We start from the raw sequence: 14,890 nt of genomic DNA on the forward strand, positions 1-14,890 counted from the left end.
CTCACTCCCACGGCAGGGCGAATAGCGCTTGCTGGGACGTGGGTTGATCCTCGTCATCCTGGTCCTCTGGTGGTTGGCTGAGGCCTGGAGCCGCGCTGAATTGCGGGTCACCGGTGGCGTCGTCGCTAGAGGTTGTCGAAATGACGATTCCGAGATGTGAGCCCTGCGGATCGACAGCAGGCTCGGTGTCATCCAATGTGTCAGCACCGTCGTCGCTTGCGAATGTGTCAGCACCATCGTCGCTTGCGATGGTGGGCAGCACATATTCCTGGGCTAGCGATGCCATGTGTAGGGGCAACGGGGTGAGGAGCGCGTCGAGATAGTCGGGAGCTTGGCGGAGTTGGTGGGCGGCTAGAGCGAACGCTTCGGGCGAGTCGTGCGTTTGGCATGCCAAGACGGCCAGTTCCACCAGAGCTGGGTTCCACGCCGGTATCTGAGCATCGATGGTGGGTTGTCCGCGGTTTATGCCTAGGCGACGGGGCCGAGGCGCGAGCCGGTCGGCTTCGACCGCCGAATCGCGGAAGGTACTGGCCTTGGCTGTAGTGCTGTAGAAGACGCGCCCGGTTCCTTCATCACAAGTGTCTGGATATGTCCAGAGCCCAGGGGGCAGGCCGTTGATTCTGCCGGGCCCAGAAATTCCCCACCACTGGGCGGTTTCGCGGCCGCCGCCATCGCGCACTCGCAGGATGCGAACGTTGGGATCGAGCGTGGAGGCAGGAGCGTGCCCGGTCTTGATCAGGTCAGGTTCGACTTGGCCGTCTTGTATCCACGGCCAGTGCAGGCGGCTGTTCTGTGCGTGCACGAGCAGCAGAGTGGGTTGACCACGTAGTGATCTGATCAGCCTCTGCAGGAAAGTCGCGGTCGCCTGGCGTTGTTCGTCGACGTTCTGCTTCCAGACCTTGTAGGGCGCCCGCCTCCCAGGCTTCTGATCACCATCGTGAGCGCCGGTGGCCTGAAGCGGAATGGTCGTAGCGGCAGCGGCGTTAACGTCGACCGAAGGAAGGTCGTCGGACTCGACTTCGGGAATCTCAGCGTGTTTGACCAGGCTGAGCAGCATGCGTGGATAAGAGATCCATTGCTGGAGTTCAGGGTCCCAGCCGTGGACGGTAGCGAGTCCAGATGTGCCCAGTGGGGTGACCATCACTGCGAGGGGAGTGTGCCTCGGCAGGCCAGTGGGCCCGTCGCTTCGTCGTTTGACCATCCAAACGGCCGCGTACCGAAGGCCGACTGGCAGCAGGCCGCCGAGAGTGTGTTGGGGCAGGACGCGCACACCGAGTTGGCGGAAGCCGTCCTGCCAGGCGCTACGGACCCTGTGATGGAGATTCTTGACGGAGTTGTAGTTCTTGGCCTTCTTGGGCACAAGCGCGAACTGGGTGAGCACGCCGGCGTCAGCGCTGCCGAGGCGGATCGCGTACTTGGGGTCATCCCATCGGAAATCGAAATCCTGGCGTCGGTCGATTTCGACGAGTGCGAGCTCGGGCTGTCCCGTGTGGTGGGGGTTGATGGCGTGGAATTCTCGAGTGGCGTTGCGGCGCGTGCGGATGGCTTCCTCGAGAGCTTTGCCTCGTGGTCGCTTCTTGGGGTCGATGCCGAGCTTCTCGCCGAGCCCAGGGGCGTCTTCGCTGGTGGCTGTGAGCGCGATGCACTGCAGGACCACGGTGAGGTCGTCAGCCTGCCAGGTCAAGATTGCGGGCCTGGTTGGCGTGGCCTGTGCGAAGTCCTCGTCGGTGTAGGCCGGCTGGGGCCAGCGGCCGTCGCCTTCCAGGTCGAGTTCCTCGGCGAGGGCAGTGATGGCGGCGTCGCGCAATTCCGGGGTCTGCCATAGCAGCCGTGCGCGTAGTACTGGTACATCGCAGTTGTCGTTGAGGAGGTCGATGGGCTGGTATGTGTCCGCCGGTGGGAGGCTGCCGAGGTTCACGCGGGTGGCGACGGCGAGTGCGGCACGCCGTGCGTTTGCCACCCGAAGCTGCTCCGCCTTCTTGGCGGTGGCGTCAACAGGGGTAGCGCGGGCGTTCTGCGGGGCCGTACCGCCGAGGGCGCTTCGAGTGAGGTGGGAGACGCGGCGGACACCAGCGGGCATTGCCTGTTCTGCCCATTCGATCAGTTGCGACCGTTGATGGGACATGAGGCCGGCTCCGATGGCGTGGGATCCCATGCGATTGCTGTGGACGATGGCGGCTCGAACGCCTGGCCCGTCGCCGATCCATGCGGAGGGATCGGCGAGCAGCATTTCGGGATCGGGGAACGGCTGACTGAGCTGCAGTTGGCGCAGGACCCGAGCTGGGCCGTTCTTGCCCCATTGATGCCGTGCTGTAGCACGGTCGAAGGCGAGTGAGGCGATCGCGAAGCGTTCAGTTGCTGGTGCCCCGGCCAGCCAGGGGATCTTGGGGGTGAGGTAGACAGATGTCGCGGTGCGGCCGGGAAGGCGTACACGTCCTGTCTTGTCACAGCGAGTGATCCATCGACGAACGCCAGCGTGTAGGTGGATGCGCGGCCGTGGATCGAACGGGATGGTGTGCAGCGTGATGGCGATAAAGATCGAGAACCACCAGGTCTGATCCTTGGCCTCATGCGGCAGCGGCTGGGACAGCAGCTCGGCGCCTTGCTGCCGGGGCCCGCGAGGCACGGCACGAAAGGTGAGTGTTCCTGCGCCGTGCTCGTAGGGGGCCAGGGCGAGTATCCGGCGGGCGATCGCGTCAGGGGCGAGTTGCCGCTGCCGAGGGGTGGTGATGGCGGTCCCGCCTTGGGTGGGAGCGCAGGTGAGCAGTTCCACCCGTGCCTCTTCCCAGACGGGTGGCTGCTCGCGTAGTGCTCTCAGCGTGTCGACAACGGCGCGATGGTGTTCCGGTTCGGGTCGCAGATCTCGTAGCCAGGCACCGGTCAGCTGGTCGAATGTCGTGCCTGGCAGCGGGTTGGCTAGGTCGGTGGGTCGGTAGAGCCAGTGGTCGTGGCCCGGGCTGGTGCGAGGATCGCGGGTGCGGGCTCGGACGACTAGATCCGGTGCGAGGGTCTGGAGCAGGCCGTCCATGCGGGCCGTGGGAGCGTTACGGTACGGCTCGGCGTCGGGATCCCGCCCGAGGTTGCACAAGCGCAGAATGTCGGGACTCCAGTGTTCGGGGAATGGCAGTGCGCTGTACTCACCGACCAGCGGCTCGGCGTGGGAGTCCAGCACGTATGCCGCGCGGCTGATGTCCTTATAGGGCCTTGCCATGATCGCTTCCTTCGGTGTTGTCAGCGGAGGTGCCGGACAGCTGCGCAAGGGCAGTGGCACGCAGGCCGCCTAGCGCGTCGAACAGGGGCTGGTAGAGCAGCTTGACGAGTGCTGGGTCCGCGGGATGTGCGAACTGCCCAGGTCGGGCGGTGGGGCTGAAGTACGGTGCGAGGATGTCGTGCAGTTTGAGCAGCAAACCTGGGTCTTCGCGGCGTTGTTTGGTGGGCACTGCGCCCAGCCGCGGTGCGTTGGCTGCGGCCAGAGCGGGGGCGAAGGCCGCGTCGACGAAGACGACCCGGGCAGGCACGCCGCCGCGGACGAGGCGGCCGATGACCTGCCATATCACCACTAGCTGGTCCCACGCGAACGAGGCTTTCTCGCTGGGGTTGAGCTGGGAGTAGGCGTAGCGGCGAGACAGTAGCCGACGCCATTCGGAGCGGCCAACGTGGCGCAGCGCCAATGCGGCGGCGTCCAGTCGTCCAGCGGACGCTACGAGTTTGCTGAACGTGCCGGTGGACAGCTTGGGCATGTCGCGAACGAAGCGAGTGACCCAGTCGTTGATCGCGAAGATCGCAAGAGACAGGTCATCAGGCTGAGGATGCGGTCGAGCGAGGAAGAACACGGAACCAAACGCGGCGGTGCGCTGGCTGTTGAGAATGTTGTGGCCACGCTCGATCGCCATCAACGGCGCAACGAGGATCTGCGCTTGGGGGTCCTCGGCGAAAGAGGCTAAGTCTCCGCGACGAAGCGCTGCGGCATGTGTCGCGCTATCGCCACCCACCTGGTCGGCGTAGTCCAGCTCGGCATCGTCGGCAGCCAGCACGCGCACCTTGCCCCGCCAGCGCGGGATCTCCTCCAGCAGGTCGGCGGCGATGGTTGCGTCGCGATAGCTGCCGACCAGGAGCAACGCCCGACGGCGGTCTGGATCCGGAATCTGGCGGAGCTCGTTCTCCAGGGGACTGGAATGGCCAGGCGTAGACTTACCCAACTTGATGATCATCTGGCGGAGAATCGCCTGGCGGGCTTCGGGTTTGGCACCTGAAAGTCTCAGTGGCGTGGTGCCGGCGTAGAGAAACTCTGTGCGGAAGCTGGTTCCGCGGATCGCCTTCAGCGCGTCGTCGCTGGGTTTGAGCACCACGGTGACGGGAGCGAGCACGTGTGCCCGGGTGGAGGTCCCGGCCCAGCTCGTTCCGGACATGAGCAGCACATGCGGTCCGGGCCGGCCGCGCCCGGGGTCGGCGCCGAGGCTGGGGAGGTTGAGCAGCAGTTCTCGTCCGACACCTGCGCAACGGAAGAAGCGCAGAGTCCCGCTGCGCCGGCCCTCGGCGCCGGGCTCGGGTTCGTCGGGCAGGTATTGGAAACCTAGAACGTTGCCCATGGGCGCTTCGGGCACGACGGGCGCGTAGTCCAGCGGAGGGCGGCGTGCAAGTTCGTTGTCGGTGGAGTCCAGACGGAGGGCGGCTTCGACTTGAGGCCACAGGAACGTCAACCTAGCAAGGCGATGGTGGAGCACGGCCAGGAGCAACGTGAACTCCAGCCGCTGTGCGGTGCGTTCGAACCACGCCTCTGCGCCCCAGATGTCGGCGGGTTCGCGTTCGCGTTGATCCGACTGCGGTTCAGGCTGGCGCAGGCTGCCGTCGAGGATGGGAGATCCGGCCAGCAACAGGTCGAGGACCGCACGGACCCGTTGGCGGCTGCCTTGGACATTGAGGGTGTGCATGAGGTTGTGGGCCTGGGTGACAAGTGCGGCGGTGGTAGCGTCGTCACCTCCGCGGTCTCCGAGAGGGTCGTCGCGGAAGGCGTCCAGGCACGCGACGACATCGCGGCGGCGGTCGGCCCATGGCTCGGGGGCATCTGTCGCCATCGACGTGGCGTCTTCGTCGGGGTCGAGGGAGAGATCACTGCTGTAGAGGTCGCCGTCGCGATCGGTGTCGGGGCCGTCAGAGCTGTGCTCGGGATACCATTCTGCGATCAGTTTCTCCTGGAGCGTCCAGGCGCTGAAGTAGTCGGTGTCGGCCCAGACACGCAGATCATCGCTGGCGATCAGCATGGCGTAGATGTGGTTGGTGGCGGCGCTGACGACATCGAGCGCTTTGGCCCAGTCTTCGACATCCATGTCCGACAGCGGCAGACGTCCCTGTCTGGCCAGTACGTCGATCTTGTGTGTGTGCAGGCGGTCGAGCCAGGAGTCGGGGCCTCGGGTGACCAGGGTGGCTGAGGGAGCGAACGCCGAATCGAGTTGCATCTGTATGCGGTCGGCTTCATCGCCGATGATGATGTCGCTGCGCAGGCAGGCCAGTTCCAGGCGGCGCAGGCGCTCAGCATTGAGGTGGCGGGGAACCGCGCTTTGCAGCAAACTTGCGGGGTTAGCAACCCAGATCACCGCATCCACCATGTCGCGATCGATGCTGTGGCGTGGACACACGCTCCACGCTGGGCATCCGTGCGCCGGGACTTTGTCGTCGTCATCGTCCGCGGTATTCGACTGGTGGCGGAGGGCCTCCTCTGGACGGTACTCAGGAAGCAGCTGGTCGTCGGCCGGCTTCGGCGGTTTGACGGGGCGCAGACTGAGACACGGCGCGTCGGAGTACCGCAGGGGGCCATTCGCCTCAATGCCGCGTTGGGCATCGAGTGCGCACGCGGTACTCAGATCGTGGAAGCCGGGATCATGGTGCGCGAGCAGCGAGTCCAGACCTTTGGAAGCCATGCGGCGATGCAGCCGGCTGGCATGGCGCTCGCGAGTGCTGCCGCCGAGCACCGGCGTCGCCCGCAACCCGAGGTTACGAAATAGCGTGGTGAGCCTGAGCTGCTCGGCGACATCCCCGACGATCAGGGTGGTGCGTAGCGGTGTTTCCAGGCGGGCTGCCCACACAGCGATCAGTGTCATTAGGGTGCTCTTGCCGGCGCCGACCATGCCCACCAGGTGAATGAGACCGTTGAGGGTGAGGACCTTTGACGGTTCGTAGTCACGGCCGTTGCTGGCGAGGATCTCCAGGTGGACGTCCGCGAGCCGCTGTGACCAGTTTCCGGGAGGTAGCCCGAGCTCGACTTCTTCCTCGTCCATCCAGAGCGCCGTCTCTTCGAGTTCGCTCCGGGGTATCTGCAACGGCCTGCCGGTGCCCGAGGGCTTCGTCTCAAGATCGTGCCCGGGCGCCGGAGGCCTGCAAAGGAACTCGGGAATGTCTACGGAGCTGGCGCGCCCGCGGTCGCGGAACCTGCTGTTACCGACGCCGGCAATGGGCAGCAGGTCACGTCTGAAGACTGGCATCGCCGCCAGTGCGGTGTCATAGCTGGCGAAGCGATCCCTGGCAGCGGTCGGGGTGCGACGTCTGTAGGTGCGAAGATCGTCGGCAACATCGAATGCGCGCAGCCGCTCCGGAACACGGCGGTAGGCATCCAGGTACTGTCTCCACGTCCGCCGTCGCCGCAGCCGCCACAATAGGTGACGGGCATTGACGAGCAGGTGATGTTGCGTGGCATTGGCAAGGCCTGAGGTGCCCGCAAATGGGTAGCCGCCCAGCAGCGCGTACACGCCGTCTGCTCCATCCGTCCATGGGCGGCTGCCGGAGTCGTCGGGACGGTCGTTGGCCGTCTCCTGCAGGCGCTGAAGCAGGTGCAGTCCGAGTTCAACCTGGCATAGTGCTGGTCGCCTGTCTCGTGCAAGGTCACTCGGCCAGGCGGTGGCAAGGTCTTCGACGACCTTGCTATACCACTTACTGCTGTCCCGCATCAGCTTGCTCCCTGTCCGGTCGCTTCGTCGTCGAGGTTGACGCTCTGACCCCGTAGCCTCTTTTGGGCGCGGGCGACCAGTTCACCGGCGGTCAGCAACGTCAGGCCTACGGCTTCGGGAGGTCGGTTGCGGTAGAAGGTGGCCATGTAGCCGGGGCGGGCGTCGACCTGTTCCTGTGGAACGACCCAGCAGCCCTGGTCATATGGTGGCTGAGGCCGGATTGGTTTGGCTGCCTTGCCTAGCAATCCGGGGTGACGCCAGTCCTTGACGTCGACAGCCCACACGTGTCCATCAGGGAAGCTGATCCGCAGGTCGTAGGCGTCAAATCCTGGCCACATCTCGAGGTGAAGTCGATCATCGCGATGGCGCAGCCCGAGCAGCGCATGCTGCAGGTCTACCTCGGCCCGTCCCGGTCCTGTGACGAACTGCCGCAAGGGCCGGACCAGATGCGACATCGTTCCAGTCTCCGACTCGATGAGTGTCCGGCCGATCGGCGCGGGTCCGCGACGCCGGCAGGCGTCCCGTTCGCACCACCAGCCTCCGCTGGCAAGCGGGGTGAGCAGGGTTCTGCAGCGCCCACAGGTGCGGTAAATCCCCTGCTTGCGGTAGCTGACTGGCGCAGATGTGTAGCAGCGCCCGAGTAACTCGATCACCGGGTCGAGGAGAAGATCGGTGGCGATCTCGAACTGTTCGGCGGCGGTGAGGACCGGCTGCATCACCAGCAGCTGCCGAAATCGCGTGTAGGACTCGGGCGCCGACATCTGTTGACACAGTCGCATGGCGGCCCGGATCACGTCACGGTCAAATTGGGTGGCAGCGCTATCTCTGCCATGGGACCACCACTCGTGGCACAGCTGCGTCGGAAGGTTGGAGTCCGGATCTACTAACACGTCGCCGGCGCCGAACGCGTCAGCGGGCAGATCGAGCGGCCAGTCCTCCAGCGGTCGGGTCCTGCACCAATCAACTAGGTCGGGAACGCTGCGCGGCAGGTCCTCGACTCCCGCACGCATGCACGTCAGGATCATCCGGTCTAGGGCGCGCTGCGCCTCAGCAGGGTACGGCAGGGTGAACGCCGACAGGCTGCCGACATCGGCTAGCTGTATGACACCGCTCGCCACGGTGTGCAGCAGAACAACATGCGGGTGCGTCTGCCAGTCCTCAGCCAGCATCAGTATGCCCCCGCTCGGCGTTCGTGGTGAGGTACTGCTGGCCGGGGGTGCACCAGTCCAACGCCTCACAGCTTTGGCATGCTCGACCTGGTAGTGGGTCATACGCTGCTTCCTTCAACCAGGGGTCTGCCAGGTCACTGATGACGCTGCGGGCTTCATCCACTACCCGGGTGCGCGACGGGTCGAGTTCCTCCAGGACGGCGTCGTCGGCGGTGAGAAGCTCCAGCTCCACCCGTGATCGCGAGACGTCACCGCCGAGGGCGCCGGCATTGATCATCAGGATGGCGAGGGCCAGTTGCGGGTATTGCGCTAGTAGAGGTTTGCCTTCGAACAGGCCCGAGCCGGAGGTCTTGGTCTCGCGCCAGACCCAGCCTCCGTTGCGGGTGTGCAGGAGATCAGGAGTCGCCAAGACAACCAGATTGAGCTCGGGAATGTAGCAGGACACCGTGTCCTGAACGCGTACCTGCTCAGTCGGCGCCAGGCCCACGAGCGGGCACACATAGACGTGCTGGCGAAGCATCTGTGCGGCCTTCTCGGCATCCTCGGCGTGCAGCGGAGCCTCGGGGGTCGCGTGCGCGAGCAGTTCCGCTGGCGTGATCGGCCGGCGGCAGGGGCTTGCCGGGTCGGTTTGATGGCGGCGGTTGAGCCAGGCGTCAACGGCGCGGCCGCGGCGGATGGCCGCGTTCTCGGGCTGCTTCGATTTCAGTTTTAGCTGCCGGGTCAACAGGAACTTTGCCGGACAGTCGGCGTAAGCGCGCAGGTCGGACACCGACACGCTGCGCCGCTGCGCTGGCCCGGCCGCGGCGATCGTTAGCAGTTGCGGGGTTCGCGGTAGGGCTGTGCACCCCGACAATGCTTTGCAGTTCACGCAGCTGGCCCCGGGCTGGGTGCTGGTGGCGGTGATTGCCCTGTCCAGCGCGGATTTGGTGTGCCGGGCGAACTCCTCCTCGACCTCGTCCGCGCTCCAGTCAGCCAGGGGCCGTACAGATCCGTCGGTGCAGCCAACGTCTACCAGCCGTACCCGCTGGACTTGCGGTGGGAGTCGAGGAGAGGTTCGGCGGTAGCCGCGGCGCCAGTCGGGTTCGCTGATGTCGTCGCGGACTGTGACGGCGCCGTGTAAGGCGACGCTGGCCGCGGCTGCCTTCTCCGCCTCAGGGCGGTCAGGTTTGGCTGAGCCGAAGGACAAGAGCCACAGGTCGCGATGAGTGTCCGTGGAGTTGGCATAGTAACGGCCCCAGGCGGTCTGCTCGACTGCCGTCACGCCGCGAGGATCGGGCGTGGTCCACGCGTGGCGCACGGTCCACGAGCCATTTACCGGCGTAGTGAGCGGCGCGCCGGCTAGCGCGCGCTCTCGCTGATCGGTGTGTCTCGCCGACATGTATAACCCGATGGCGTCCTGGGTCCATGCCAGAAGACCCGGATGCGCGGGTGCCTTTCTACGGCCGAAGGTGCCTTTCGTAGTCCAGAGCAGGTCGATCACATCGGCCGTAGCCAGATGCTCAAACTCGATCTTGTCCAACGCGTTCATGAGCGGGCCCAACGTGAAGTCTTGGTACCGCTGCCGAGGGCGCTGTTGAGAAGGTTCGGATGACAGCAGCGGCCGCAGTTTGCAGCTCTGGCCGCGAGGGCATTCTCGCGGGTCCTGGCGGGCGGCCCCAAGGTTGGTACGGATCAGCGTGATATCGCCCGTGGTACCCGTAGGGGCACGCCAGGTTGACATACAGTCACCTCGATAGGATTCGCTGCAGCGCGGGCCGCACTGTCCACTGTCGAGTCCACTTAAACACACTCCGACGCCGTGTGTAAACTCTCGTTATGCACGGTTCACTCGTGGGGGCGATTCACGGTAGTCTGCTGGGATGTCGCCAAGTCGAGCTGGCTGGCGCATCAACCACCACGCGTCGTAGAGGACGATCATGAAGGTTGGCGACGTACTGGGCGGCCGCTACAAGGTCGTCAAGAAACTCGGCCGCGGGGGTATGGCGGAGGTCTGGCAATGCCATGACCGACAGCTCGAGCGCACGGTGGCGGTCAAGATGCTGCGCTCCGACGTCCTCTTCAGGGACTACGATGATGATGATGATGATCGATACGCCGATTGGGACGAGCAATGCGCCCGGTTCCGGCGAGAGGTACTCCTGCAGACCGAAATCCGGCACCGTGGCGTTCCGGAGATCTACGACTCCGGGACACACGATGGAGACCCGTACATGGTGATGCGGTTTATCGACGGCGTCTCGCTGCATAAGTTTCTGCGCGGCCATACCTTGAACACGTCCATTGTCGCGTCGATCGGCGTCCAGATCGCTGACGCACTGAGCACCGTCCACGCGCACAGTGTCGTTCACCGCGATCTCAAACCCCACAACGTGCTGATCGACGGTGAGGGCAGCGTGATCCTCATCGACTTCGGCATCGCCATGCCCCTGACCCCCAACGCGACCAGGTACACCCGTGCGGGCTCAACAGTCGGCAGCGTGGGATACCAGGCGCCGGAGCAGCTGAAGGGCGAACTCGTGACGCCGGCAACGGACCTCTACGCCTTTGGCTGTGTCCTATACGAAATGGTAGTAGGCACACCGCCATTTGTAGGCGACCGCATCCCCCAACAGCACCTCAACGACGAGCCCCTTTCGCCATCGGCCCACAACATCAGCGTTGCAGACGATCTCGACAGCCTGGTCCTCCGACTCCTGGCCAAGTCAGCTGCCGACCGTCCGACCACGGCGGAGGTCCTAGAGGTTCTTCAGCGCCACCTGCCCAAAAACGGTGACCCCGATCCGTCTCCCAGCTTCGACCCTGACCCAAGCCTGGTCTTCCGCCGCCCTCATCTCCCGAAGTCTCACCCAGCCGCTCACATCGCCCCCGAACAGGCCCGAGCCACGAACGCTTCGCCGCGAGCGCGCTGGCTGAGCCGGCGGGACGTCACCACCCAGCTCTCGGAGATGGACGATGCCTCGGCGGACCGTGACGAGCTGTTGGCCGGAATGCCGGCGCTCTACACAGCGGCGCGCGCTCAATGGGGCAAGGCGGATGCGGTGGTCGGCGCCGTGCGTGAGCAGGCCGCCCGTTACCTGCTCACGCATGGAGACCACGGCGCTGCGCTAGTGCCCTTAGAGGAAGCTGCCGAGTTGGCCCTCGCCGGCAACCTCGTGAAGGCATGGGCTGATGCGAGTCTGGGAATAGCTGAATGCCAGACGGCACTGGGCCAGAAGGAGGCTCTGGCCACGGTCGAAGCCGTCACCGGTCGCCTTGTTGACCTCACCGCCGAGCAAGCCCGGGAAGTCGCCGCGCGGGCGATGCTGATCGTCCGCACGCTCCACGACACCGGTGCCGGCAAAACCGATGCCTGCCTGCGCGCGCTGCTTTCATGGTCGAAAGAAGAAAGTTAGCACAGCGTGGTCATCGCAGTTCAGACCTTCCGGTTCCAAGATGGTCGCTTAAAGTGCGGACCAATTCCGTGCCAGCTTCATGGATAGCAGCCACCGACTGCTCCAGATCTGCGATGGAGCGGAAGACCGTCCCATACCGGCGTTGCTGCTCGAGGGGGAGTTGTAAGACCTGGAGCCTGCGCACATCGATCCGTGACGTCGCCGCTGCGTGGGTGCCGGCCTGCCGTGCATTGGCCGGCGCCCGCAGACAACCAGCTAGAAACCAAGGGTCCAGCAGGGCCTCATCGATACTAAGGAGGAAAAGCTGGGGTCCCAACAACACCGGAGACCCGGTATGAACCCAGGCGCGGTAGGCGCGTTCGGCCCCGACCACCACCACATCACCTGCCTGAGCCTCAGTGACCGCCTCGTTGTCACGTAGGGATGCCGCACGCTCAGCACTCACCCACAATCCGGGACGTCCGCTCAGCATTAGGTCGGGAATAGTCAGGACGGGAACCGCTTCCCGCTCGTCGCTAGATGACGCCAACGCATCCTCGATCACTTGGCCCGCCCGAATCCGCAACGCGGACGCACGCTCCAGATCAGAAATGCTGATCGTGGCCCTAGCCTTGTCGCCGCTAGTCAACTTCAAGGACGAGAGAGCGCCGAAGTCGTGACCGAGTTGCTGCAGGCGATTGCCGAAGCGAGTCATGTGCGTCTGCGGATCATGTGTCTTGTCGTTAGAGGCCGGGACGTGACGAGCCGGAGTTAAATCTACTAAGTCATCCAATAGTCGGACGGTCGCAACCGCGGCGCAGCCAGGCGGCAACACGATCTTATCTGGGGCGATCCGCTGCTCGGTGGCCTTGGCAAAGGTGCGGAATGCGGAGGTGACTCGTTCTCGCAGGGTAGGCCAGTCGATCTCAACATGGCCGGCCCCAGACCTGAGCTCCGAGTTCGTAGCGTCCATCAGGAGCAGTTGCTCTGGCCAGGATGATCGTCCCGAATCCTGAGGCTTTTCCAGAACCCATAAATGCAGCGGAACGCCGAACGGTTGGTTGGCTCCGGCCGGCAAGGACACAATGCCCCTTACCGCGCCAGATCTCACCAGTGCTCCACGAATGCGCCGACCGGCGCGCCGAACGGCTACCGCTGGCGGAAGCATCAGTACGGCAGTCCCCCCAGGATTCAGCCTTGCCAACGCGTGCTGGACCCAGGCCAGCTCAGACTCAGTCCTTGGCGGAATCCCGTAAACCCATCGCGCGTCAGTCGCAAGCTGCTCGTGTCCCCACTCCCTCTCGTTGAACGGAGGGACAGCCAGCACCAAGTCAGCACGGAGGTCTGCAAGCGGATCGGCCCTAAGCGAATCTCCGACTCGGACATCAATATGCCCCTCACTGCGGTGCTGGTGGCCGGGGCCGTGCAGAAGTAGACGTGCGGCGCACATCGCTGCGAGCGTCGCATCGCTGTCCACCCCGCAGACGACCGATGCCGAGACGTACTCCTTCGCTGCCACGAGAAGACCCCCCGCACCGCACGCGGGATCGAGAATGATGGCATCGTCCGCAATGGGCCGCGTTGAGGCGGCAATCGCAACAGCGAGCATCAAGTCAGCTAATAGAGTCGAGGTGAGGCTCAGTTGCTTGACATAGGCATCTCTCCAGCGATCGAACAAGAAATCGAACACCTTGTTCGGCGGTCCGTCACCTACGCTACGAATAAGCTCATCCGCCGCCAGCGAGACTGAGCCTTCTGGAACGAATCCGGACCGCGCAGACACGCCGACGGCCCGCAAACCCAACTCCGCTATCGCCCGGCCGCTAGCGGCACGGTCGCCGAGCCCATCGAAACGCGGCCACAGCCGGTCAAGACCCTCCACCGCGTCGAGGCGGCGATTTTGCTGCAACCAAATCTCGACCTGCGCCAAGGAGAACAGCGGGCTCGCGTCGGTGCCACCCACCGGCTTTGGGAACGACTCGTGCCTACGCCGCCAGTTGCTGACCGCCGCACGGCCCACTCTAGCGATCCGGGCGATCTCCGCCAGCGTGACGAGTGCATCGTCGGTCACCGCCATCGTTCCTCCCGGCATAGTTCGGTCGCCCAGGCAGACTGTGCACCTAGTGGATATCCACTGGAATCCTACGACGGTTGACTAAGTTTACAGCCGGGGGAGCCTGATCATGAACTTGCCTTGTCCGACCAGCGGTCGATCCAGTCCAGCCGCAACATGTACGACAGGGTACGGGCGACAGTTGATCTGCCGCCCCCACCGCAGGATGCCGAGTAACTGGACCGTGACCGCACCATGATCAAAGATTTGGCTGCGCGGGTCGATCCTGTTGGCGAATTCGTTCACGCCGCCAGGGCGGAGGCGAGCGGTTCGAGCTGACTGCTGCGAGTCAGGCTCAGAGTGACGGCGGTGAAGACGTGCTCCAGTTGGGTCTTGGTCATGCCGCGGTAGCGAGCATTGGCCATCTTCGTACGCCCCGCGGGGCGTCCCGTAATGGTCGGGCGCGCGGTCCTCGCTACGGGGCGGTGGCGGCGCCGGCCAGGCCGTGGTTCGTCGACGCGCCAGTGGCGCTGGTGGTGAGGGCGAACGGCAGGTAGACCATCCGGATGGGCTGCCCCGGGTCGCCGGTGGCGTGGTACCGGAGGTCACTGCGGCGGTGGTCGCCGGGCAGGTCCTGGTCGTGACCGCCGCCTACACCGGGCTGCGGTGGGGTGAACTCGCCGGGCTACACCGCGACAACGTCAACCTTAGGGAAGGGTGGATCTTCGTAGCCGACGAGGACGGAGCACTCATAGAGATCAACGGACGCCTGAGCAAAGGACGGCCCAAGACCCGCGCATCGCGCGGCCGCTACATCAGGCTGCCGAAGTTCCTCATCGACCTGCTCGCACTGGTCATGTCATCGCACGAGCACGCGCATGTGTTCGTCGGGGGCAGAGGAGCGCTGCAACGGCGCAGCACCTTCGGCCGCACCTGGCGGACTGCAGTAGCGCGGGCGACGGCGCCGGTGGCGCATCGGATGATTCGCGGGATCCATCTGCACGACATGCGCCACGCCCACAAGACCTGGATGATCGAGGACAACATCCCCGAGGTCGCACAGTGCGACCGCCTCGGCCACCAGCTCGAAGGGGTACGCGGGGTCTACAGCCACACCACCCCCGTGATGGAGTAGGCGATCGTCGACGGACTGCAGCGCCGCTGGCACGCCAACGGCGGCCCGGCCTTCACCCTCGCCATCAACACCCTGGCCGCCAGGCAGACCCGCCGCGGGCCAGGCACGACTGAGTTCCGATCCACCACACCGACCGTGAAAGGTGGCGGGCCGGGGGGGGGGGCGGGGCCGTTAACGGCCAGGGCGACACCGCCGCCCGGCGCCCCGCGGGCGGGCGCGGC

At 65.0% G+C, this 14,890-nt stretch carries 7 protein-coding genes; 2 read left to right on the forward strand and 5 right to left on the reverse strand.

Annotated features, from left to right (window positions below; translation table 11 throughout):
* Position 1: 1 nt before the first annotated feature.
* The 4 genes from AB0B66_RS23990 to AB0B66_RS24005 are packed head-to-tail and all read right to left on the reverse strand — an operon-like array spanning position 2 to position 9,638.
* The gene (locus AB0B66_RS23990; RefSeq protein ID WP_360533874.1) at positions 2–3,211 is read right to left on the reverse strand and encodes a DUF3962 domain-containing protein; all 3,210 of its coding nucleotides are present in this window, start codon (positions 3,209–3,211) and stop codon (positions 2–4) included.
* Positions 3,195–6,941, reverse strand: a complete 3,747-nt coding sequence (locus tag AB0B66_RS23995; RefSeq protein ID WP_360533877.1) for a signal recognition particle — start codon at positions 6,939–6,941, stop codon at positions 3,195–3,197. The genes AB0B66_RS23990 and AB0B66_RS23995 overlap by 17 nt, the downstream gene beginning before the upstream one ends.
* A complete protein-coding gene (locus AB0B66_RS24000) occupies positions 6,941–8,110 on the reverse strand; it encodes a hypothetical protein (protein WP_360533880.1) in 1,170 nt (389 codons plus the stop codon). Before AB0B66_RS24000 ends, AB0B66_RS23995 begins: the two co-directional genes overlap by 1 nt.
* Positions 8,100–9,638 carry a PD-(D/E)XK nuclease family protein gene (locus AB0B66_RS24005; RefSeq protein WP_360533883.1) on the reverse strand — a complete coding sequence of 513 codons (1,539 nt, stop codon included), beginning with the start codon at positions 9,636–9,638 and terminating at the stop codon, positions 8,100–8,102. The genes AB0B66_RS24000 and AB0B66_RS24005 overlap by 11 nt, the downstream gene beginning before the upstream one ends.
* Before the next feature lie 388 nt (positions 9,639–10,026).
* On the opposite strand from AB0B66_RS24005, the gene AB0B66_RS24010 reads away from it, so the two are divergent.
* Positions 10,027–11,502 carry a serine/threonine-protein kinase gene (locus AB0B66_RS24010; RefSeq protein WP_360533886.1) on the forward strand — a complete coding sequence of 492 codons (1,476 nt, stop codon included), beginning with the start codon at positions 10,027–10,029 and terminating at the stop codon, positions 11,500–11,502.
* 10 nt (positions 11,503–11,512) lie between these two features.
* Here the strand turns inward: AB0B66_RS24010 and AB0B66_RS24015 are convergent, their stop codons facing one another.
* On the reverse strand, positions 11,513–13,558 hold the full coding sequence (locus AB0B66_RS24015; protein ID WP_360533889.1) for an N-6 DNA methylase: 2,046 nt from the start codon (positions 13,556–13,558) through the stop codon (positions 11,513–11,515).
* A 616-nt stretch (positions 13,559–14,174) separates the two neighbouring features.
* Between AB0B66_RS24015 and AB0B66_RS24020 the strand changes: the two genes are divergently transcribed.
* The gene (locus tag AB0B66_RS24020; RefSeq protein ID WP_360533892.1) at positions 14,175–14,669 is read left to right on the forward strand and encodes a tyrosine-type recombinase/integrase; all 495 of its coding nucleotides are present in this window, start codon (positions 14,175–14,177) and stop codon (positions 14,667–14,669) included.
* Positions 14,670–14,890 lie beyond the last annotated feature (221 nt).

It is taken from the genome of Catellatospora sp. NPDC049111, from assembly GCF_040648615.1.
GTDB lineage: Bacteria > Actinomycetota > Actinomycetes > Mycobacteriales > Micromonosporaceae > Catellatospora > Catellatospora aurea.

What these genes read in the sequence shown, in the direction of transcription:
- AB0B66_RS23990 (WP_360533874.1), bottom strand. Translation starts at nt 3,211, where the DNA reads ATGGCAAGGCCCTATAAGGACATCAGCCGCGCGGCATACGTGCTGGAC.
- AB0B66_RS23995 (WP_360533877.1), bottom strand. Translation starts at nt 6,941, where the DNA reads ATGCGGGACAGCAGTAAGTGGTATAGCAAGGTCGTCGAAGACCTTGCC.
- AB0B66_RS24000 (WP_360533880.1), bottom strand. Translation starts at nt 8,110, where the DNA reads ATGCTGGCTGAGGACTGGCAGACGCACCCGCATGTTGTTCTGCTGCAC.
- AB0B66_RS24005 (WP_360533883.1), bottom strand. Translation starts at nt 9,638, where the DNA reads ATGAACGCGTTGGACAAGATCGAGTTTGAGCATCTGGCTACGGCCGAT.
- AB0B66_RS24010 (WP_360533886.1), top strand. Translation starts at nt 10,027, where the DNA reads ATGAAGGTTGGCGACGTACTGGGCGGCCGCTACAAGGTCGTCAAGAAA.
- AB0B66_RS24015 (WP_360533889.1), bottom strand. Translation starts at nt 13,558, where the DNA reads ATGGCGGTGACCGACGATGCACTCGTCACGCTGGCGGAGATCGCCCGG.